25 protein-coding genes are annotated in these 20,883 nt (G+C 40.8%); 3 read left to right on the forward strand and 22 right to left on the reverse strand.

What is annotated here, in order from left to right:
• From NFR99_RS10430 to NFR99_RS10450, 5 genes are all read right to left on the reverse strand, one after another.
• Positions 1-542, reverse strand: a 542-nt coding sequence (locus NFR99_RS10430; protein ID WP_251353574.1) for an AAA family ATPase, incomplete at its 3' end; no start/stop codon positions are given.
• The gene (locus NFR99_RS10435) at positions 535-684 is read right to left on the reverse strand and encodes a hypothetical protein (RefSeq protein ID WP_160253163.1); all 150 of its coding nucleotides are present in this window, start codon (positions 682-684) and stop codon (positions 535-537) included. The genes NFR99_RS10430 and NFR99_RS10435, both read right to left, overlap by 8 nt.
• Positions 674-1,009 (reverse strand): plasmid mobilization protein, encoded by a 336-nt coding sequence (locus NFR99_RS10440; RefSeq protein WP_251353575.1) that lies wholly within the window; start codon positions 1,007-1,009, stop codon positions 674-676. The genes NFR99_RS10435 and NFR99_RS10440 overlap by 11 nt, the downstream gene beginning before the upstream one ends.
• Before the next feature lies 1 nt (position 1,010).
• Positions 1,011-2,090, reverse strand: a complete 1,080-nt coding sequence (locus NFR99_RS10445) for a site-specific integrase (RefSeq protein ID WP_251353576.1) — start codon at positions 2,088-2,090, stop codon at positions 1,011-1,013.
• On the reverse strand, positions 2,091-2,291 hold the full coding sequence (locus tag NFR99_RS10450) for a helix-turn-helix transcriptional regulator (RefSeq protein WP_251353577.1): 201 nt from the start codon (positions 2,289-2,291) through the stop codon (positions 2,091-2,093). It abuts the gene before it with no gap.
• 174 nt (positions 2,292-2,465) lie between these two features.
• Here NFR99_RS10450 and NFR99_RS10455 point away from each other — a divergent pair, with 174 nt between their 5' ends.
• Positions 2,466-2,996, forward strand: coding sequence for a helix-turn-helix domain-containing protein (locus NFR99_RS10455; RefSeq protein ID WP_251353578.1), 531 nt, complete (start codon positions 2,466-2,468; stop codon positions 2,994-2,996).
• 503 nt (positions 2,997-3,499) lie between these two features.
• Here NFR99_RS10455 and NFR99_RS15585 read toward each other — a convergent pair.
• The 15 genes from NFR99_RS15585 to NFR99_RS10525 all read right to left on the reverse strand — a co-directional run bounded on the left by NFR99_RS15585 (position 3,500) and on the right by NFR99_RS10525 (position 15,683).
• Complete coding sequence (locus NFR99_RS15585) at positions 3,500-3,679, reverse strand: Fic family protein (RefSeq protein WP_416388339.1); 180 nt, start codon at positions 3,677-3,679, stop codon at positions 3,500-3,502.
• Positions 3,680-3,749: 70 nt separating this feature from the next.
• A complete protein-coding gene (locus NFR99_RS10460) occupies positions 3,750-4,094 on the reverse strand; it encodes a hypothetical protein (protein ID WP_251353579.1) in 345 nt (114 codons plus the stop codon).
• 23 nt (positions 4,095-4,117) lie between these two features.
• On the reverse strand, positions 4,118-4,594 hold the full coding sequence (locus tag NFR99_RS10465; protein ID WP_251353580.1) for a hypothetical protein: 477 nt from the start codon (positions 4,592-4,594) through the stop codon (positions 4,118-4,120).
• Positions 4,591-5,493 (reverse strand): hypothetical protein, encoded by a 903-nt coding sequence (locus NFR99_RS10470; protein WP_251353581.1) that lies wholly within the window; start codon positions 5,491-5,493, stop codon positions 4,591-4,593. The genes NFR99_RS10465 and NFR99_RS10470 overlap by 4 nt, the downstream gene beginning before the upstream one ends.
• A 16-nt stretch (positions 5,494-5,509) precedes the next feature.
• The gene (locus NFR99_RS10475; RefSeq protein WP_251353582.1) at positions 5,510-6,919 is read right to left on the reverse strand and encodes an HsdM family class I SAM-dependent methyltransferase; all 1,410 of its coding nucleotides are present in this window, start codon (positions 6,917-6,919) and stop codon (positions 5,510-5,512) included.
• A complete protein-coding gene (locus tag NFR99_RS10480; RefSeq protein ID WP_251353583.1) occupies positions 6,912-7,988 on the reverse strand; it encodes a DNA cytosine methyltransferase in 1,077 nt (358 codons plus the stop codon). The genes NFR99_RS10475 and NFR99_RS10480 overlap by 8 nt, the downstream gene beginning before the upstream one ends.
• Positions 7,989-8,046: 58 nt before the next feature.
• Positions 8,047-8,247 (reverse strand): helix-turn-helix domain-containing protein, encoded by a 201-nt coding sequence (locus NFR99_RS10485; protein WP_251353584.1) that lies wholly within the window; start codon positions 8,245-8,247, stop codon positions 8,047-8,049.
• A gap of 553 nt (positions 8,248-8,800) precedes the next feature.
• Positions 8,801-10,165, reverse strand: a complete 1,365-nt coding sequence (locus tag NFR99_RS10490) for a plasmid recombination protein (RefSeq protein WP_251353585.1) — start codon at positions 10,163-10,165, stop codon at positions 8,801-8,803.
• Positions 10,166-10,463: 298 nt separating this feature from the next.
• Positions 10,464-10,913 carry a hypothetical protein gene (locus NFR99_RS10495; RefSeq protein ID WP_251353586.1) on the reverse strand — a complete coding sequence of 150 codons (450 nt, stop codon included), beginning with the start codon at positions 10,911-10,913 and terminating at the stop codon, positions 10,464-10,466.
• Positions 10,914-10,928: 15 nt separating this feature from the next.
• Complete coding sequence (locus NFR99_RS10500; protein WP_251353587.1) at positions 10,929-11,852, reverse strand: ParM/StbA family protein; 924 nt, start codon at positions 11,850-11,852, stop codon at positions 10,929-10,931.
• A gap of 179 nt (positions 11,853-12,031) precedes the next feature.
• Positions 12,032-13,321 carry a virulence-associated E family protein gene (locus tag NFR99_RS10505; protein ID WP_251353601.1) on the reverse strand — a complete coding sequence of 430 codons (1,290 nt, stop codon included), beginning with the start codon at positions 13,319-13,321 and terminating at the stop codon, positions 12,032-12,034.
• Between the two features lie 7 nt (positions 13,322-13,328).
• A complete protein-coding gene (locus NFR99_RS10510) occupies positions 13,329-13,976 on the reverse strand; it encodes a CHC2 zinc finger domain-containing protein (RefSeq protein ID WP_251353588.1) in 648 nt (215 codons plus the stop codon).
• Between the two features lie 111 nt (positions 13,977-14,087).
• Positions 14,088-14,423 (reverse strand): plasmid mobilization protein, encoded by a 336-nt coding sequence (locus NFR99_RS10515; RefSeq protein WP_251353589.1) that lies wholly within the window; start codon positions 14,421-14,423, stop codon positions 14,088-14,090.
• A complete protein-coding gene (locus NFR99_RS10520) occupies positions 14,413-15,492 on the reverse strand; it encodes a site-specific integrase (protein ID WP_251353590.1) in 1,080 nt (359 codons plus the stop codon). Before NFR99_RS10520 ends, NFR99_RS10515 begins: the two co-directional genes overlap by 11 nt.
• Positions 15,489-15,683 carry an ICEBs1 excisionase gene (locus NFR99_RS10525; RefSeq protein ID WP_251353591.1) on the reverse strand — a complete coding sequence of 65 codons (195 nt, stop codon included), beginning with the start codon at positions 15,681-15,683 and terminating at the stop codon, positions 15,489-15,491. Before NFR99_RS10525 ends, NFR99_RS10520 begins: the two co-directional genes overlap by 4 nt.
• Before the next feature lie 199 nt (positions 15,684-15,882).
• Between NFR99_RS10525 and NFR99_RS10530 the strand changes: the two genes are divergently transcribed.
• On the forward strand, positions 15,883-16,428 hold the full coding sequence (locus NFR99_RS10530) for a helix-turn-helix domain-containing protein (RefSeq protein ID WP_251353592.1): 546 nt from the start codon (positions 15,883-15,885) through the stop codon (positions 16,426-16,428).
• Between the two features lie 147 nt (positions 16,429-16,575).
• A complete protein-coding gene (locus NFR99_RS10535; protein WP_251353593.1) occupies positions 16,576-17,460 on the forward strand; it encodes a hypothetical protein in 885 nt (294 codons plus the stop codon).
• A gap of 84 nt (positions 17,461-17,544) precedes the next feature.
• On the opposite strand, the gene guaA is transcribed toward NFR99_RS10535, so the two are convergent.
• Positions 17,545-19,092 (reverse strand): glutamine-hydrolyzing GMP synthase, encoded by a 1,548-nt coding sequence (guaA, locus tag NFR99_RS10540; protein WP_120485152.1) that lies wholly within the window; start codon positions 19,090-19,092, stop codon positions 17,545-17,547.
• Positions 19,093-19,206: 114 nt separating this feature from the next.
• Positions 19,207-20,883, reverse strand: a complete 1,677-nt coding sequence (locus NFR99_RS10545) for a trypsin-like peptidase domain-containing protein (RefSeq protein ID WP_251353602.1) — start codon at positions 20,881-20,883, stop codon at positions 19,207-19,209.

Below are 20,883 nucleotides of genomic sequence, written 5' to 3' on the forward strand. Positions count from 1 at the left end.
TAATTTGCTTTGCCGCCCTGTACTTTATTCAAGTGTCCGACAAGGATAACGGCGCACCCATATTTTTCTGCTACCCGTCCTAACTGCGAAAGGACATTGCGGACTTCGTTTGCCCTGTTCATATCAATTTGGGAGCCGATATACGCTTGTACGGGGTCTAAAATAATTACCTTTGCGCCCGTTTCAATAATTGCCTGTTCAATTCTTTCATCAAGCATTGAGAGTGCAGCTTCCGACTCGTCAATCACCTTGATTTGCGTACAGTCTGCATTGGCTGCAAGCAGACGGGGCTTAATTGTATCGCCAAGTCCATCCTCTGCGGTTTGGTAAATAATTCTTATCGGCTCACGCTCCGTATCATCACAAGGCAGTTTATCTCCCCTTGATAAGATAGCAGCTAACTGTAAAATCATCATTGTCTTTCCATCGCCGGGGTCTCCGTGGACAATGGTTATCTTTCCATAAGGAATATACGGATACCAAAGCCACCCGACCTCGGTTGCAGGTATCTCGTCCATGTTCAAAATTTTAAGTTCAGCCATTGCATCCACCGCCTTTTTCTACAATAATATTGAATTTTGCGGTTTTTAGGGTTATACTGTTATTATTACATTTTTGAATTGGCTGCCTTTCATCTGCGCCAACAGATGAGCCAAAGGCAGTCATTTCTTTTTTATTTTCCATTTTCATCTTCTCCTTTCAGACCGCCGAGGATAACGCCAATCAGTTCGATTGTGTCAAGCAGTTCTTCATTTACGCCCCCGCCTGCTTCAATTCTCTGTAATTCTGCAAGGACAGCGGCAAGCTCGTTGCGGAGAGCCTTATACACCCTCGGATTGCCCTGCACGACCACATCTTGGCACAAAAGCCGCCTTGTGATATAGTCCTGCTTGGTAAGCCCCGAAAGCCGCACCGCTTTGTCAATCCGCTCATTTTCTTCAGGAGATACCCGAAAGGCGACGGTCTTGTTCCTCCAACGGTTGCAGTTGTCTAAATTCTTTGCCGACATATCAAAAATCCCCCTTCCCTAAATCGTCAAGCCTGTCTGCCATCTCTGTCTGCTTTGATGGAAACAAATGTGCATAGCGGTAAGTGATTTCAATGCTCTCATGCCCCACACGGTCAGCAATCGCCACCGCCGAGAACCCCATGTCAATCAGCAAGCTGATGTGGCTGTGGCGTAAATCGTGAATCCGTATGCGTTTCACCCCTGCGGCTTTTGCGCCCCTGTCCATCTCGTGATGGAGATAGCTTTTTGTTACCGTGAAAATGCGGTCTTTCTTCTTTAAGCCGTACAACATACCGATATATTCCTGCATTTCCTCACAGAGAAACTTCGGCATTTTAATTGTGCGGTTGCTCTTTTTCGTTTTCGGAGAAGTAATCACATCTTCGCCGTGCAGACGCTGATAGGATTTGTTAATCGTGACTGTTTCCTTATCAAAATTGAAATCAGCGGCGGTCAGGGCTAATAATTCGCCCTCTCGGATTCCGCACCAGTAAAGCATCTGGAACGCATAATAGGAAACTGGCTTGTCCATCATTTCATCCGCAAACTTCTTATATTCCTCTTTCGTCCAGAACAGCATTTCCTTGTGTTCCTCGCTCCCCATGTTCCCCGCCTTTGCCGCAGGGTTGGAGCGGAGGTCGTAATACCTCACCGCATGGTTGAAGATAGCGGAAAGCTGGTTGTGGACGGTTTTCAGATACGTCTGCGAATAGGGATTGCGCTTTTCGTCACGGTAGGCAAGCAGTTCATTCTGCCATGCGATGATTTCCTTTGTGCCAATCTCACTAATTTTCATTTTCCCAAAGAACGGGAGAATCTTCGTCCGAATGATATGCTCCTTTGTCAGCCAAGTGTTTTCTTTCAGTCGGTTCTTGACATCATTCGCATAAAGCTCCGTAAAGGCTTCAAAGTCCATATCAAGGTCAGCAGAATTTTGTAACTGGAACTTCCGTTCCCACTCCTGCGCTTCACGTTTTGTAGCAAATCCACGCTTACACTTCTGTTTATGCTCCCCTTTCCAGTTTACATACCTTGCCATCACATACCATGTGCCGTTGCCCTCGTTCTTAAATACTGGCATTTAATCCATCTCCTTTCCCTGTTTTTCTCCTGCCCCGTAAAACCTTTCTTGGAAATACTGGCGGTTTACTCTCCCTGCAATCGTGATAAACCCCTGTTGCTTTAGCTCGTCATTCAGTTTCTTGATAAGCTTGTAAGCGTAAGGCTTTGATACAGAAAGCTCCTGCGCCACCTCGTCCACACGGATAAATTTGTTGTCCATATAACTTCTCCTTTCTCGTTAAGCGTTTTTGCTTAATACATAATACTAAACATTTTTGCTACTGTCAATAGGTTTGCAAAAAAATATTAAACTTTTTTGTTTCGTTTATTCTTGACTTTTTCTAAGCATATATGCTATACTCCTTATAAACATACGAACAAGGAGTGAAACACTATGGCAATTGGCGAAAGAATACATTTTTTCCGCATCATGCGGGGCATGACACAGAAATACCTTGGTATGCTTGTCGGTTTTCCCGAACGGAGCGCAGACGTGCGTCTGGCACAGTACGAAACAGGCTCTCGTAAGCCAAAAGCAGAGCTTACTGCTGCACTGGCACAGGCTTTGGACGTTGCACCGCAAGCACTGGACATACCCGACATTGACAGCTACATCGGGCTTATGCACACCTTATTTACCCTAGAGGACATTTACGGTCTTACCGTCAGTGAATCAGACGGTGAAATCTGCTTAAAAGTCAACAAAGACAAAAATAAGGATGCCACCGAACTGCTGAAAATGCTCTGCGCTTGGAAAGAGCAGGCGGACAAACTCTCTGCCAAGGAAATCAGCAGGGAAGATTACGACCAGTGGCGGTACAATTACCCGAAGTTTGACACCACGCAGCATTGGGCGGAAGTCCCCTCTAAGGAATTGAGCAATGTCTTAGTCGAATCATTTAAAGACAAACTAAAAACTGATTGACAAGCACGACAAAAAACGCCCTTAGCCATGAGTTCCTACCCACAGCTAAGGGCGTTATAATATGGATTTATTTCAGCCATCCAAACCTCTTACAAATCATTCTGCCACCTGTAAACCATCAGACACCAAGAATAATCGCACTCAAACGACTGTTATCAATTTGTTATCAAAAGACCTTTTGAAATGCCGCAACCCCGCATAAACACTGGATTCACTAAGCATTTTTGTTTATTCGAACTCTTTTTCCTATCCATTGCAAGTCCTGTTTTACATTACTTTTTCTCGCAAAACCGTATCATTTTGATGCGTTTTTGTTGCACGTTTATATGGTTTCAAAGCTGGTGTACCCAAATTGTACCCAAGAAGAAATTTTGCCAAAAGTTGCGACGTGTCACAACTTTTTAAAGAAATCCATGTTATCACAATTGGCTACACAGTGTGTAGCCAATTCACGTTTTTCTTTGCATCATGACCGCATCATAACCATTTTGGTCATGATATGGTCATGAACTTAATTCCGAAAAATATTTTTGATTTTTACTTTTTAGCCTATCTAGCAATGACATTTTTAATTTACCTTCTTTTACCAATGTGTTTAAATACTTTCTTCTAAAACTTGTCCGACTATCTAATCCAATTTTTTCCATAATTTCCTGTATGGTTCTTGCTTCTTTACAAAAAATACAAAATCATTATAGTCAGATCATTATTAGCTTGGATGCTCTATAGTCTAACAAAAATTCTATCACTTTTTTAATTACGTCCAATCTCGTATCCTAGAGAAAACATATCCCGAATCAATTGAATATCATTAATTCTATATAAATATTCTCCTCGATATCCTCTTGTTTTCGTAACATTGATTGCAGAAGGAATGCCCGATTTATCATTAAAATACATTCTTAGTTCTAATCCCCATTTATTCGCATCATCCTGCAAAACTATTATACCATTTTCATCTTCATCAATGTGATGACCATATCTGCAATTGTATTCATCTATAAATTTTTCAATTACGGACGGCCTTCCTTCCGCCTCAATAAACACCTCCTGCCCCGTTTCTTTAAAAAACTCCTCAATTTGCTTCGCAATACTCACAACATTATCCTCCTTCGTTTTTTTCATATTTTAGGGATTATAGTGCTAAAATCTGGCATCTCTTTCTTTATATCCCATATGCCTACTTGCATTTTCTTTATCTTTTTACCATCACCAAAATCCAGTAGATCCTCTCTATTAAAACCTGCCAGCAATTTTTTCAATGATCCTAGGTTTTCTGATGTAAGCAACCAAGCTTCGTTAGGATCTATTAATTTACAATAAGCCCATAGCTGACCCAAATCCCGAAGCGTCAATCTAGTTTTCTTCGCTTCTATAAAAAACAACTTAATACTATTCGCACGCTTCGCAATTCCCAATACATCAATCTGTATATCAACACCATTTGCCTGTTCTTTAACAATATTGAATTTTGCCAAAACTTTATCTAAGCGCTCACTATGTGAATCAATTACAATCACATCGTGCTTAGGATAATTATCATACAAATACTGCTTCAGCCATTTGCACATTGGTTCATAAAGCTCTTCCTCTTTCATTCTCCTTCTCCATCTTCTTTATAACCCAAATCACCTGCAATTTCTTTCCATGAATCATAATGTTTTCCTCTAATCTCTTCCGGAATGGATTCATCATTCTCACCGGGATGTAATGGTTTTAATTTCTTTTTTCCGATCATCTCCCAATAATATCTATGTGTAACATCGGATACTTTTTTATGTTGCAATTTAATAAACAACACTTGTTGCTGTGCAAACTCTTCCAGAGCTTCATTTTTATGTATAACCGCAAATCCTATTGTTTTATACTCATTTGCCCATACTTTTACTTGATGTTCCTTTTTCCAAAAATCTTTCTTTCCTTCATTATATTTCTTTAGGTTCCCATCTCTCATATTCGGATGTCCCCAATCAATATTTTGAACTGGGATATCTACACTTTTAAGTAAGTTACAAAAATCCGTAACTAGGTTCCAGTTTTGTGGTATCTCAAAATAAACTCTATGCATCTCTTTATTAAAAAAATAATTTGATTTTCTTATATATCCAGTTACATCAGCAAATCCTTTAATAAATTGCTTTCTTTCATCTAAAGTAAAATCAAATACCTCGGAGGCAATGCGCACATTATTATGAGATGTAGCCCCACCAATGTAACGAACTATTTCTCTTATTAAATAATCCTCATTAGGCTTTGAAAACGAAATGAAAGACACATTTACACTCTGACTAAATCTCAAACCTATTCCCACAAGTGGTTCTATCACTTCTCTGATATCTGTTATACTAGCTTTCACATAAATACTAACATCTTTTTCAAACTCTGTTTCTAATTTTTTATGAGGAATTTCAATTACAATCGTTGTTTCATTTAATCCTCTCTGAATCTCTCCATTTCCTGTTATCATACCAAGCAAATAAGCCATTTCATTATTCATAGCTGGTCTCCTTCTATTACGCTGAGCAAATTTCTTTACCATACCACTTACTCGCACTAATTTTGCGCATTTCATTTTCAATGTATTGCCGATCTTCTTCACTCAACTTATAGATATCATATACTATCGCATTTAACGATTCATTTAGCTCAAACCATTCAGCACTCATATACTCTACTTCTTCCATCTTATTGACTATATTTACCACATCATCCATAGCGATATTGTCTATAACTATCGGAATCTGATTTAAATATTTTGCATCAGTATGTATGGTAAGCCTTGAATTATTAAATTCAAAACGAATAAGGAAATAGTTGCATACCCTTGAATGTAATAATCCTAAAATGTATTTACACAATTCCTCGCTTTCCATCTTAACTATAGTCACAGTTTCTCCTGACTTTAGATCTCCTGCAAAACTTGCTGTAATACCCGCTTCTGCGCTAAAAATATTCTGTATAAAAATCTGATTTCCTTTATTGGGAACATTCATGTTTTTAAATCCAAATTTTCTTATCTGCTTCCCCTTAACAGCATCACTCGACTTATCATGTCCACGACGTATATCTTCAACACATATTTTACCTAAACGATCATAGGAGACTCTTAATTTATCATAAAGAGGCACCTCTTCTTCGCTTGTAAATACAATTATCTCATTGTTATAATACGATTGCAACACAGAGGAAAGTTTTTGAATTTCCCCTTTATCATATCTATAAAAAGTTACTTTATCATCTTTATTTGCAATGCAATTTTGAAAAGTGAGTACAATCTGCTCTCCTCTTACTGCCTTAAAATGTATTCCTAATTCTATTACTGAAATAAGCCTTTTCTCCTTTAAGAGTTTCTCTCTAATTTTCTTATAGCAAGAAATATGCAAGAGATTTTTAGGTACAATTACCGAAATAATCCCTGACTCCTTACATATTTCAAATGCTCTATAAAGTGCTGCTACAAACAGGTTGTTTCCAGATTCTTTTACAATGTTGCTAAAATCTGTATCTGCTTCTAATGTTGTGTTACCGCTAATTGGTGCATACGGCGGGTTACCGATAACATAGTCAAATGGTTCTCTGTTTATGTATTTAAGTATTTGTTCCCCACTATTTCCCAAAGTATCTATACCTTTCACATTACGCATTTTAGTCAACTTTTTACATTGTAAAACAGCAGTTTCATCAAAATCACACCCAAAAATCCTTTCATAACCATGTGACTTTAAAGAATATAAAAAGCTACCAGTGCCACAACAAGGATCAATGATTGTTGACTTTTTGGGTATTTTCAAAAAATCTACGATAGCATTGGCTAGCTCTAAATCGGTATAAAAAATTCCGTTATCCTTTTTATATTTATCATCCAAAGAATTTTCATAAGCAATACTCCGAGTCGAAAATTCCATATCTTTTAAATTATTCATCATACATCTCCCATATTTGATCTGCAATTGCCTTTGCCATTAAAGGCGGAACTGCGTTACCTATCTGTGCGCTAATTGCCCTTCTTGGCCCATAAAACACAAATTCATCATCAAAGCTCTGTATTCTTGCCGCTTCTCTCGGTGTTATTGAACGATTTAATACTGGATGAGAATTAGTTCCATTTGATGGGGTATCAAATCGGGTATCTATTGTCGGCGAAACATCATCCCAAACTAGTCTACCCCAAGTTGTATCAAACTTCTGATTGCCTTTAAGTTTATCTGGTAGAAATTCTTTCCCTTTTTCAGGCGGAATCATAGCTAGTTTTTCTAACACCATTGTAGAATGGTTAGATGCGACATGATTATATAATTTATCCGAGTGACTTCTCATTAACTTCTGATATTCTGACCTCGGTTCATTTATATAATCGCATTCAAACTCTCCCTGGGCAGATTCCAAATATTCAAGATCCGACATAGCATCTCTGATCGTTACAATTTTCTCGTCTCCTTTTGGTAATACCACTGTCTTAGTTTTAGAACAAATAAATATTGCTCGTTCCCGAGTCTGTGGTACGCCAAATTTTCTAGCGTTCATCACACCATAATCCACATTATAACCTAGTTTATATATGTAATCAAGAATTTCGTCTTTAAACCAACCATCTGCCGTTGTCAACAAACTCCTTACGTTTTCTATCACAAAAATTTCTGGTTTGATTTCCTCAACAAATTTTAAATACTCTAAAAAAAGATAGTTCCTTGAATCCTTTAAACCCAATTTTTTCCCTTTCAAGGAAAATCCTTGACAGGGCGGTCCACCTATAATCATATTCACCTTTTTTTCTTTTGCAACTTTTAAAACTATTTGCCTAACACTTTCTTCCTTGATATCTCCAGTAATCACCTCGGAAAAAGGCATATTTCTTTTAAATGTATCTGCCGCTTGTTCATTAAAATCCAGTGCTACTACTGTTGTAAAATGTTCATTCTTATGCATACCATAAGAAAATCCTCCTGCTCCACAAAACAAATCTAAAATTCTAAATTCTTGTATCTTTGACATAGTAATCATCCTTCATTCACTTAATTTCTATAAATATACCATATACGATGTTCCATTCTTATGCCTTAAACTCAATGATGTCATCAATCTTGCAGTTCAAAGCATTGCATATTTTTTCTATACTTTCCAAAGATATATATTCATTTCGCCGAATCCTAGTCATAATATTCCCACTAATCCCTGCCTTTTTTGCAAGTTCAGCTCCTGATATTTTTCCATTTTTCATTCTTTCAAATAATCTACCATACTCTACGGACACAATTCTTCTCCATTCAACAAAGCCAACTATCATGTTTATTATATCACGATTTCGTGATAATGCAACCTTTTACCTTAAAATATATGGTCCCAGTACAAAAAGTCGTTTATATCATCTCACTATCTATATATAAACCTATCTAGCACTTGCAATGCACTATATATAGCAAAAAAGTACAAAGAAAGTATTTTGCACTGAAACCACATATCCTATCTATCAAACCCAAAATCCAAATTTCTGGATTTTCACATCCGGTATATGTGTTCTTGCACTTTGAATTGTCCAGTAACACTATACCATGATAAAAACCATCCCTATACTCTTTCAGACAATCTATTCGCATCAATCTGAATTTCCTTAACTCCCCTTCCGGTTCCAAAGCAAAATTCGGAATCAGATAATCCCCACATTTTCATAAGTTATAGTAAACGACAGTTCTTTTTAAGATAAATATTCTACAAATCCTCTGGAAACAATAGCTCTTGAGCAGGCAAGAACAAGAAACAATGTCGCTTACAATATATTCATCACTTGTTCCTCTCTTTTCATAAATCTACATTTCCTGCTGCCGTTGCTTATTTTTACTCACCATGTCCTGTCGGCGGCTCTGTTTCTGTCGATTATGCTCCGCAGCATCCGCTTTTGCCTCCTCCAGCCTCTGCTTCATGGTCTTTGGCGCAAGCGATTTTACAAATTCCACAAACGCCTCTCCAAGTCCCCTTGATGCTACAAACCGTTTTAATTTTTCGACTTGCTCAGTAAGCGCAGCTATCTTCTGCTCCAAATTCGATATCTTCTTCTCATATTTCTCCAAGAGATGATTTCTCGACACCGCCTTACTGAAAGCATCCAATATTTTATTCCAGTCGCTTTTCTTTACTTTGACATATTCCTCACTACCAAAAAGATTTGTCATTGGAACAGCAACGCTTTTCATACTTTTTGTTTCTGCCGCCACTTCCTTTGAAATCATTTTAAATGTTTCCGCCCTTAAATCATGTTTCGCAAGAACTTCCTTCGCCGCTTTTTCTTTTTCCTCTGCTTCCTCAATCTGCTCTGTGAGTTTCTGTGCCTGTAAAACCAACTCATTGTTTTGTACCTCCATTTCTTGCACCTGTCCACGAAGTTCTGCTGTTTTCTGCACAAGATCATCATTCTGTTGCTCAAGAGCCTCATTCCGCTTATCCAGCACCACCGCATGTTGTTCCAGTTTTTCCACTTCACGCATTGCTGTCTTATATTCCGGCAGCGACAGATTATCACGCTGTACACCGAGAACTTCTATCTCAATCCCCTGCTCCCTGCACAGTTCTGTCAGATATTCCCTCTCTCGTTCCTGCCATGCGACAGTTTCATTCTGTTTTCTACTGACCGCTTTTGCAAATCCCATCTGCTGGAATGCCTTTGTCAGACTGTTGCGTGTCTTCATGCCATTTTTATATCCATGCGCTACCGGAATATAGTCTATATGTAGATGCGGTGTTGCCTCATCCAGATGCATCACACAGTTGAATAAATATAGATTCGGATTGCGCTCCTGAAAAGTCTTTGCATAGCGGTCTAAGACTTCTATTGCCGCTTTTGCCTCCTCTGTCAGCACTCCGTTTTCGTCCGTAACCGGAGTATCTGTCTTTTTACCTATCTGTACGATATTTTCATAAAAAGCCTTTTCCTTATTGCCAGAATTTTCTATCTCTTTCAGATAATCGTCTTTCTGCCTGTCTTTACGCTTCTGCGCCGCATTATAATCCCGAAGTGCCTGTCCGAAGCATTTTTCATAGGCATCTTTTAATGGTTCCTGTATGTAAATCCGGTTCCAAGCTGTTCTTTCCGGCACCACATTATTGCAAATAAATTCCCTGTTATTGTGCGTAAGATGTCCTTTCCCTTTTGGAAAAGAAATTGTTTTTGCCGCCAACGCATCACTCTCTTTCTCATATTTTTATGTATACATATTAACTATGGTTTTGTTACTTTTGTCAAAAGTAACGCCTTATTACTTCTGACGCATACGCATCAGAAGTAAGGCGCTCTCCGAGGGTATTCTGCCTGACGGCATCCGTGGTCTGCCGGAAAAACCATCCGACAGACTGCTCATTCCGGCAAAATACAGCCGTCATTCGTTTTAGTCAACAGTACCGAATTTAAGCTTTTCGGTACCGTTCCATAGGCTTCCTTTTCGGAAAAGAGTGCCGAATATAAAAATTTGGAACCGCCTACTCGCCCATTGCAAATGCAAACGCTATCATATCCTCAGACAATTCTGGCTCCTGCATCTGCCCTATTCCGTCCGCATCAGTCTTTTTCGTAAGATTTTCCGCACCGGAATAAAATACAGAAACATATTCACTGAAGCTGTTGCTGATCTGCTCAGTTAAGGCTCTCTGTAGCTCTTGGAGCATTTCATGGGATTTTTGATCTAACGCCCTGTCCAGCATCTTCCCAAGAATATCTGTATCCTGCTCCGACAGAATAGCAGAATCACTCACCGCATTATCAGTTTCAGCCTGTATACGCCCGTCAAGAACCGCTACAAACGCATCAGAAAGTATCTTTCCATAAGAACCGTCCTTTCGTGTAATGCCCTGCAAATATTCCCAAGTCCTGCGTTGGTTCTCATCTTCCATACAGAATTTTATGTTGCTGCATTTATAAGCCTTTCTCATTCCATAACCTCATTTCTACACTGCCTGTCTGCGCTGTTTCTGCATTGCAAGGTATTCATATCCTTTTGCATTTGCACAGATGTCCTCAATAAAAGTCACATTCCCTTTTGAAGCAATATCACTGTAATGTCTGAGCAGGCAGCCACCCCCGCCAATCACATACAGATGCACCAGACTTTCCTTATACCCATAGTCAACCAGCCTCTTTAAAATATCTCCTGCATACCGTTCTGCAATCCGGCTGACTATTTTTGCAACATCATCCGTCCTGCCCTGCAAACCATTTATCAGCATCGGCTCAATCATAATCTCCGGTACACTTTCGCCCGCCGATTTGGACAGTTCTTTTTGTATTTCTTTCATACAGATCGAAACACCAAATTTGTCTGTCACAAGGCTTTTCTCTAATGGTCTGCCGTCCACAATCTGCATCACGTTCATCGTACCATTCCCAATATCCGCTATCATGTTAAACCCTTTCATTGAACCGGCGTTGCATACCGCCGCAAATCCCTGCGGAAACACTTCCACTCCGCACAAATGCACTCTGTAGCTTTCTTTACGGAATGAGAAAAATAATTCCTGCTCCTGCATCAGATATTTCTTAAAATCTGCCGCCTGACTTTTCGCCCAAGCAAGCGGAAGTCCAACTGCCAGTACCACTTTTGCTTCATGCAGACCTCGGAATTTCAGTTCTTCCGCCAATCCTGCCAATGTGAGAATAAAAAAGTCCTGCGAATCTGTCTTGTTCCCCTGATAAATTAAGTGATTTTCCCCAATCACATAATACTTATCCTTATACTTGATGTAATTCACACTGACTATCGGTTCTTCCTCAAAGCATTCCACGCCTGTCCTAAATACCCTGTGTGCTGTTTTTATATTGCCATAACCATGATCCAGTCCGATAATGATTTTTGTGTTGTTATATTTCTGCATAATAAATGCTCTCCTATTATTGTTAATCTTATTATTGTGTTTTCATTTTTTTCGGTTTACACCGTTTACAAATAGCGGAAAGCCTTGATTTTCCTATATTCCGCTGTAAACTCACCGTTTACAAAAATGTAAACGCGCCCTGTAAACCGGATAAAAAAGAGTTTAAAGCATACTTCCATTTACTCCTTAAAAGGTAACTGCGCATTATCCGGCAATGGTGAAAATCCCTGCATATCGGTTCTGCGTTTCCAACCACGCTGCAATCCATACCTGCCAAACCTGTGGGAGCTGATTTTCTCCCAGCCGTTAATACAGGTGTTCATAATGCTGTTAACTTCCTTAATCTCCCATTGTTTCGGTTCCTCATACTCATGCCGCAATGCTTCTCTGTAAATCATCTCACTGCACACATACTTGTCGGTACAATCGTCCAGCCACGCCTGAATAATTCCAACCTTTGTATCTTCCGGCATAAACTGTTTCTGCATCTCCTTCAGATATTCTTCCATCTCTTTTGACAGCTTTAACTCATGCGTACAGTTCTTATAGATAACCATAGCCTCCGCCCACGCCTGCACAATATATTCCCTCGACTCCTTTTCGTCCTCAAGGATATGTTTCTCCACACGCTCCTGATGAACCAGAACAGGCGCAAATCTTCTGTTCCCCGTTCTGTCCAGCGGAAGAAAATCAAGGTTGTTTGATGTGCCGACAAAGATACACTGTCTTGGTCTGTCCTCCGCATAAGTCTGATACGGAATACGGTATGTTTCTTTCTGCCTGCTCAAAAACGATTTAATATCTTCAATACTTTTTGCATTGACAGTGGCAAGCATTTCCGACATCTCAATGATCCAATGCCCCTGCATCTTGCTGTAAACATTTTCATCATCCATGCGCTTCAGATCGTCCGTAAACCACTCATCATTGATAGCGAGAAAGCGAAAAAATGTAGACTTTCCTGCGCCCTGACCGCCCACAAGGCAGACCATAATCTCAAACTTGCAACCTGGCTCATAAATCCGGCGTATTGCCGCCAGCATCAAAAGCCGCATAATTTCTCTTGTGTACTCATTATCATCTGCGCCAAGAAAACGTGGAAGCAGATTTGCAATCCTGTTTTTTCCATCCCATTGCAGATTTTCAAGAAATTCCCTTATAGGGTGATAACTTCTCTCGCTGGCTATAATACTGACAGCTTTATTGATAGCCTTATCATTGGAAATGCCATAATTTGTTTCTATGTATCGCTGGATCTGGTACATATCCACATCGGTGACACAGCTCCCATTCCGTTTCCACGACAACTGCTTTACAATATCAATTTTATTTGTCAGTTCATTTTTGCATATGGCATCTTTCAGCACCGGATCTCTGTATAAAATAGTCACGCAGTTTTCGATAGAAGATTTCACATTCCCTTTCTGTGTTCTTGCAAGCGACCCCAGCACGTCCTCTACGGTACTCATTTCTGCATCAAGCGCTTCCCCGACTGCATTCCATAATTCGCTTTCTGCCTGCACAGATTTTTCCTGCAATTTCCTCCACCCTCTTTCTATCCTTTAAAAACAGCTCCCGCCTCTCTGAAACATCTCCCATGCACAGAATATCCAGCCAGTAATTAATCAGCGGCTCTGCATGAAGCATCTGCGCATGATCTTCCGAAAAAATAATGTCAGGCGGTTTCCCAATCAGAAAGTGATTTACGCTGTCAACCTCTGAAATACAGCCCCTCAATTTATCAATGGTCTGACTGCACCATTTTTCAAACCGTTCTCGAATGCGTGTTACCCTTTCACGCTCTGCCTTTTCGCTGCGGATACGCTCTTTTTCCTGCACACTCAACTCCGCATTTCCCTTTGCATCAACAGGCAGAGAAAAATCCTCTATCAGCTTTAGTGCCGCATCATACTGTGACAGCCCAAACATACGCGAAACATAATCAACCACATCTCCGCCGACACCACAGGCAAAACAGTGGTAATTTTTATCAATCTTCATGCTTGGATGCTTATCATCATGAAACGGACAACACGCAGTTCCATTTCTTCTAACATTCAGACCATAGTATTCCGCTGTCTGCCTTGCAGTCAGATGTTCTTTTACCTCTGAAAAAATATTCAATTTTACAGCTTTCCCTCCTTTTCATCCGGAAAAGCCTCTGCTATAATAAATCTGCGTATTTATGTAAAGAGGCTTGTCCTTTTTGCACTCAGATTAAGTTGCGCCAACAACTTAATCTGTTTCCGAAGTGCTTCTGTTACCAGCAGAAGCATTTCTATTCTGTCCGACTTCCAACAACTGCTTTACCAATTCCAACAGTATTTTTTCATCTTTTGTATTTCCATTTTCTATCTGTTTCAATACCTGTTCTAAAGCTTTTGCAACTCTGTTAGACATATAATTTCCGGCAGTTACCGCTACTTCCTGTCCTAATATAGCCTTGCGGTAATAATCTCCTTTGGGAAGTCCTGATAATATAATCCTCGCTTCCACTTGGGCTTTTTCCTCATCACTCAGCCAAAAAGCGATTGTATTACGCCGAAACCTGTCCTCACGCTTACACGCCATTTTCCTCACCCCTTTCTACTTTTCCAAGCCTGTCCGCAATTTTTATCTGTGCATCCATTGACTGGTGGCAGTATGTTTCAATCGTAGTCGTAACTTTCCCATGCCCTAACCGTTTTGCAATCTCAACAGGACTGAACCCCATCTGTACGAGCATACTCGCATGGCTGTGGCGGGTACAATGGACAGTAATCTTTTTCACGCCTGACAGCTTAATCCCCCTCTCCATTTCATGCTCAAAGAAGCTCTTTGTCCGTCCTGCAAAAAGACGTGTTCCTGCCCTTGCCCGATAGAGTGTTGAAGTATACTCTTTGATTACCTCCTGCAATTCCCTATGTATCGTAATTACCCTTATAGAGCTTTCTGTTTTCGGTGCGGTTATCAAATCCTCTCCGTCAATCCTCGCAAGGGATTCATCAACGGTAATCGTGCCTTCTTCAAAATTTACGTCCTTTACCTGAAGGGCAAGTAATTCTCCCAGACGCATTCCTGTCCAGAATAAAATCTGAAATGCAACCCACGAATCCTGTTTATCCATAATTGCATCCGAAAACTTCTGAAATTCCTCCAACGTCCAGTATGGTCTTTCATCCGCCCTGCTCTTTCCCATGCTTCCTGCTTTCCGGCACGGATTGGAGCGCAAATCATAAAAATTAACTGCATAATTCAGAATTGCGCTGAGCTGGTTATGTATGGTTTTCAGATAAGTAGGCTTGAAGCCTTTTTCCATCATTTCACCCTGCCACTTTCTTATCATAGGAGCAGTAATCTCATTAATTGGTGTCTTGCCAAAGTAAGGAAGCACCTTATCTTTCATCACATACTCCTTCTGCTTCATGGTAGTTTTCCGCAGACGCTTTTCCATATCCGCCTTGTAAATCTCCCAAAAATCAGCCAGTGTCATTGTCGGATCAGAGGACTGCTGCAATAAGAAATGCGCATACCATTCTTCCGCTTCTTTCTTTGTCTTAAATCCCCTTTTCTGCGATTTCTTTTTCGCTCCTGTCCAATCCGTCCAGCGGTATTGTATCCGCCATGTACCGTTCGGATCTTTCTTTGCATTACAGCTCATACGCTTACCTCCTTTGCCGCCCCGTACCATTTTTCTTTGAAATAGGCTACGGGGATTTTCCCTGCGATTGTGAGAAATCCTTTAGAAGATAATTCGCTGTTCATCTCCCGTAAAATCTTGTAGGACTTTCCCATGCTGATGCCGAGCATCGCCGCAATGTCTGCGGCATTGTAATAAAGTTTTTCGTTCATGTTGTTTACCTCCCGTTTATACCATTTGGTTTTATTGTGTATCTTTTTGATACGTTTATATATTATCGTATCTTTTGATACGTGTCAATAGCTTTTTTAAATATCTCTTTATTTATTCCGTATCTTATGGTATTATTAAGTTACATTTGCTATTTACTTGTATTGATGAAAAATCCTATAACACAGGAGGCATAATATTATGACAGTCGGCGAAAATATTCGGCGTATACGTCAAGAACGAGGTCTGACATTAAAGCAATTAGGAGAAATGGTTGGCGTCAGCGAAGCCTACATTAGAGCATATGAAAGCGGGCGTAGAAACCCCAAATTAAAATCTTTAGAGGCTTTAGCACAGGCACTTGCTGTCAATGTTGAAGTATTAACTAACTCTGACTTTGACGGTGTAAAAGCCATGCACAGACTTTTCCAAGTGTTCCGGCAATATGACGGACATTTGTTTGAGTATCAGGATCAGGACGGTAATGATATGGTTGCTGTCAGTTTTGGCACGCTTTCTTTAATGCGTTCATGGTGTGACCGCTATGAGGAATATATGAAAGAAGTGGAGAAATGTAATTCTATTAAAGATGTGAAAAAGCGTGGAGAGGCATTATTAAAGGCAGAAGCAGATTTTAACCTTTGGATGGATATTTATCCGGAGTCGGAGCCTTTTGATTTGAATTTGAAGATACAGAGGGCGCATGATGAGGCTATGGATGTGATGGGATTGAACCCGAAAGAATAGCATCAATATGTTCTTTATTATTCTTTGAAAATATACACAGACTATGAATTCAAATATTTTATGATAGTTTTATGACACTTTTATGATATTTTATTTTGATCAATGTCCGCTATACTTAAAGTAAATAAACTTTACGGAGGTGTTCACATGGATACATACAAAATAAATATCAGTGACGAAGCAAAAGAGAGTATCAAAAAATTGCAGAATTTGCAATTAACGGTCAACAATTCTATTTATACTGAATCCGTTGCAAAAGCAGGAAATATGTTAAGTAATTTTGCAAAAGCTGTGCTTGATAATTTGCCTGACATAAATCTAATAAATGAATCTCTGCGACACAACATTGGAAACATTGCCGAGATTATGTCATCATATGATTATACTCTTGCACTTGAAGGTATAACGCAAACGGTAAAAGAATTGTCTGAATCTCTTTCCAAATTACAAACCGAACAGTTAAGGGTTCTCAGCAAAATCAACTTTAACAAAATAAATTGTGATTTTCATTGTAAAGAATTTGATAGTTTAGTAGATTTAGCATATCAAGCAACAATTAATGATGCAACGGATACCGATATTTCTAAGGACGAATTGAAAGAAAGTTTTATTGAATTACAGCACCACAATACACCTTGGAAAGATTTTAACATTTGGCTACATGATAATGTAGATAAATATATAAGAGAACATTATATCTTCTGTATTATTATGTCATTTTTACTGGCACATATATTTTTCCCTTGGTTTGATGAAGCGATTGGTAAAAATGTTATACCCAAAGCCACAAGCCTTGTAAGGGAGCTTCCCGAAAAAGGTGCTGAAGTCATTTGCCATCTTGAACAAAATATCAAAGCACTAATAATAGAAAATCAAAATTACTATTACAAAGTTTCTTTTATTGATGAAACTGGTATTGAAAGAGAAGGATATGTTGCCAAAATAAATCTAAAAATAATAGACCAAGAAAAAACTTCTGATGAACAACCAACTGTATCAGGAAATAATTCTTCATCTTTTAATGAGAATTAAAAATCTGTACCCAAATCGTACCCACCGCCAATTAAAAAATCCCCGCAAGCCCTGATTTTTCAAGACTTGCGAGGATTTACCCTCTCACTCGAACTCAATCGTCCCCGGCGGCTTACTAGTCACATCATACATCACTCGATTGACATGACTTACTTCATTGATAATCCTGCTGGTGACTTTTTTCAACACTTCCCAGGAAACTTCCGCTGCTTCTGCTGTCATAAAGTCAACGGTATTTACTGCTCTCAGTGCAATGGCATAATCATAGGTTCTCTCATCACCCATGACCCCGACGGAGCGCATATTGGTAAGTGCTGCAAAATACTGCCCGATGCTCTTATCTAATCCTGCATTTGCGATTTCTTCACGGTATATTGCATCCGCATCCTGAACGATTCTGACTTTCTCTGCCGTTACTTCTCCGATGATGCGGATACCGAGCCCCGGTCCCGGAAATGGCTGGCGAAATACCAGATGTTCCGGGATTCCCAGTTCCAAACCTACTTTACGTACTTCGTCTTTGAACAAATCACGCAACGGTTCTATAATTTCTTTGAAATCTACATAATCCGGCAGGCCTCCTACGTTATGGTGGGATTTAATGACGGCAGACTCTCCCCCCAGGCCGCTTTCTACCACATCCGGATAGATCGTTCCCTGTACGAGAAATTCTACAGCGCCGATTTTTTTTGCCTCTTCCTCAAATACACGGATAAACTCTTCACCTATGATTTTCCGTTTTTTCTCAGGCTCTGTTACCCCGGCAAGCTTTTCATAGAACCTCTCCTGCACATTCGCACGGATAAAGTTCAATTTGTATTCGCCTTCCGGTCCAAATACTGCTTCTACCTCATCCCCCTCATTCTTACGTAAAAGCCCGTGGTCTACAAATACGCAGGTTAACTGCTCGCCTACGGCTTTGGAAAGCAATACCGCAGCTACAGAAGAATCCACACCGCCAGACAGCGCACAGAGCACTCTCCCGTTTCCAACCTTTTTGCGGATTTCTTTGATTGAACTTTCTACAAAAGAATCCATTTTCCAATCCCCGGCACATCCGCACACATTATATACAAAGTTGTGAAGCATCTCCTTGCCTTCTACCGTGTGAAGCACCTCTGGATGAAACTGGATGGCATACAGCTTTTCCTCTGGCTTCTCCGCCGCTGCCACAGGGCAGTCTGCTGTATGGGCAGAAATCGTAAAGCCAGGTGCTGTTTTAGAAATATAGTCAAAATGGCTCATCCAGCAAATTGTTTTCGGCGATATATTTTCAAATACCTTTGAATCCTGTTTATCAACCAGCACTTCCGTTTTTCCGTACTCACGTACAGCAGCACGTTCTACTTTTCCTCCCAAAACATGCATCATCAGCTGCGCGCCATAGCACAGTCCCAGAACCGGAACTCCCAGCTCAAACAATTCTTTTGAATATGTTGGAGAATCCGCCTCATAGCAGCTGTTAGGGCCCCCGGTCAAAATAATGCCCTTCGGGTTCATAGCTTTAATTTTTTCGATGTCTGTTTTATAAGAGTAAATCTCACAGTAGACATTACACTCCCTCACCCGTCTGGCAACTAATTGGTTATACTGCCCGCCAAAGTCCAGCACGATAACAACTTCGTTCTTCAAGTTCTTTCCTCCTGTTTTTCTCAAAATATGTACATGTTTCTTTTCCTAATCGGCTATCCCCTATTATAAAGGAATTGTTTCATATTTACAAGCGTACTTTGTTTCTCTCTTTCCTCACACGAATCCTCTAATAAACTGCCGGATATTTTCATACCCTACCGCAAGATTTATATTTTGCCCCCTGTCTATCCCTGCCGTGCTGATTCCAATAATCTCTCCATACATATTCAGCACCGCGCCGCCGGAACTTCCGTGGGAGATAGGCGCCGTAAACTGAATCATATCCACTCCGTCCACGCTGCGGAATCCGGATATAATTCCATCAGACACCGAGTTAAACAGTCCCAGAGGACTGCCAATTGCCACCACTTTCTGCCCCCGCACAAGGTGCTTCTCACCCCCATAAACCGGAATCGGCTTAAGTCTGCGCTGAATGCGCAGGAGTGCAAGATCTAGCACGGGATTATATTTAATCAGTTCATCCGTCGTATAAACCTGGTCATCTTCCTCAATCCGGATATCATAAAATACCCCGCCGCTTGCTACATGATTATTCGTCAAAATGTACCCATCTTTCCCAACCATGATTCCTGAACCTGTCCCTGCGATTTCTCCTCTCTGGTCATGAATCACAATCATTACGACGGAAGACGCAAGAAGAGCCAGCTCTTCAAACTCCAGCTCCCGCCGTAAAACGCCCGGACGGGAATCACGTACAATACTGCCAACGGGGCGGGAGTTCCCGGAAAATGGCGGCGCTTCCATACCTCTGCTATCAGCCGCCCCCTCCTGCTTTCCGCCTCCTGATGCTCCTGTCTGGGCGCCGGGCTCCTGTAACCGCCCGCTGCCCAAAATACCAGATTCCCTGCTTTTTCTCCTGCGTTCCGGCAGGCGAACCACCGGGCGTGACTCCCGAATTGCTCCATTTTCTTCATATGCCTGCACTGTACTGCTGCCTGATTCTATCTGTGACACTTCTGAACCACTGGATGTTCTTACGTCCTGTCTATACGCTGCCGACACTCTTGAATTTCCAGTCCGTACCTTTCCTGTCTCCCGCCCATCCCCGGCGTCAGCAGCATCTCTAAAGCTGTCTCCTGGCACATGATACTCTGGAATCGTAAACCTGCATATCATGCCCAGTTCCAGCTGTTCTGACAAGTTCAGACGTTCCAGTTTCTCCTCAATATCTACACTGCACTGCAGAAGCAGCACATCCATTCCTAACTGCGTCAGGAAATAGCTGAATAAATATTCCTGCATTTTCGATATATTGGGAAGCACAATTTTTATAGATGCCTCTAACCTCCACTGTCCGGCCAGCCCCGCACAGATTTTATCAAACCAGTACAAAAGCTTCACTGCAAAATTCCGCTCAATCGTAGGCGTCGCATTTGGCGCCGCTTTTCGAAACAGCGCCAGCGCTTCTGTTAATGCCTGCCCCGCCGCCTGCCGGAATTCTTCATTTCCCTCTGCCATATCCATCCGCTTTTTTCCGGTTTTCACCCACTTATCATAGCAGCCCGCATACGCAGAAATCTCTTCGCTCCCGGAAGGCATCGGCAGGGCATTTATTCTGATATACCTGCATATCCCCGCATTCATCTGCCCTGTCAGCAGATTGTCCATTTTCTCAATGTCCTCTGCCAGTCCGGGATACGTGCCCACAGCCCGTACAAAACATACGTCTTTCATACCTTGGCGGCTGCCGCCCCGAAGCCTCGCAAAATCTTCCAGCGTTGAAATTTTTATCCCATGATACCGTACTCTGAAATTCCGCCCGTCCATCAT

It is taken from the genome of Hominisplanchenecus murintestinalis (assembly GCF_943193015.1).
GTDB classification, from domain to species: domain Bacteria; phylum Bacillota; class Clostridia; order Lachnospirales; family Lachnospiraceae; genus Hominisplanchenecus_A; species Hominisplanchenecus_A murintestinalis.

Coding starts and splice junctions, on each gene's coding strand:
- NFR99_RS10435 (WP_160253163.1), bottom strand. CDS start 684: ATGGAAAATAAAAAAGAAATGACTGCCTTTGGCTCATCTGTTGGCGCA.
- NFR99_RS10440 (WP_251353575.1), bottom strand. CDS start 1,009: ATGTCGGCAAAGAATTTAGACAACTGCAACCGTTGGAGGAACAAGACC.
- NFR99_RS10445 (WP_251353576.1), bottom strand. CDS start 2,090: ATGCCAGTATTTAAGAACGAGGGCAACGGCACATGGTATGTGATGGCA.
- NFR99_RS10450 (WP_251353577.1), bottom strand. CDS start 2,291: ATGGACAACAAATTTATCCGTGTGGACGAGGTGGCGCAGGAGCTTTCT.
- NFR99_RS10455 (WP_251353578.1), top strand. CDS start 2,466: ATGGCAATTGGCGAAAGAATACATTTTTTCCGCATCATGCGGGGCATG.
- NFR99_RS10465 (WP_251353580.1), bottom strand. CDS start 4,594: ATGAAAGAGGAAGAGCTTTATGAACCAATGTGCAAATGGCTGAAGCAG.
- NFR99_RS10470 (WP_251353581.1), bottom strand. CDS start 5,493: ATGAATAATGAAATGGCTTATTTGCTTGGTATGATAACAGGAAATGGA.
- NFR99_RS10475 (WP_251353582.1), bottom strand. CDS start 6,919: ATGAATAATTTAAAAGATATGGAATTTTCGACTCGGAGTATTGCTTAT.
- NFR99_RS10480 (WP_251353583.1), bottom strand. CDS start 7,988: ATGTCAAAGATACAAGAATTTAGAATTTTAGATTTGTTTTGTGGAGCA.
- NFR99_RS10495 (WP_251353586.1), bottom strand. CDS start 10,913: ATGAGAAAGGCTTATAAATGCAGCAACATAAAATTCTGTATGGAAGAT.
- NFR99_RS10500 (WP_251353587.1), bottom strand. CDS start 11,852: ATGCAGAAATATAACAACACAAAAATCATTATCGGACTGGATCATGGT.
- NFR99_RS10505 (WP_251353601.1), bottom strand. CDS start 13,321: ATGAGTACCGTAGAGGACGTGCTGGGGTCGCTTGCAAGAACACAGAAA.
- NFR99_RS10515 (WP_251353589.1), bottom strand. CDS start 14,423: ATGGCGTGTAAGCGTGAGGACAGGTTTCGGCGTAATACAATCGCTTTT.
- NFR99_RS10520 (WP_251353590.1), bottom strand. CDS start 15,492: ATGAGCTGTAATGCAAAGAAAGATCCGAACGGTACATGGCGGATACAA.
- NFR99_RS10525 (WP_251353591.1), bottom strand. CDS start 15,683: ATGAACGAAAAACTTTATTACAATGCCGCAGACATTGCGGCGATGCTC.
- NFR99_RS10530 (WP_251353592.1), top strand. CDS start 15,883: ATGACAGTCGGCGAAAATATTCGGCGTATACGTCAAGAACGAGGTCTG.
- NFR99_RS10535 (WP_251353593.1), top strand. CDS start 16,576: ATGGATACATACAAAATAAATATCAGTGACGAAGCAAAAGAGAGTATC.
- NFR99_RS10545 (WP_251353602.1), bottom strand. CDS start 20,883: ATGATGGACGGGCGGAATTTCAGAGTACGGTATCATGGGATAAAAATT.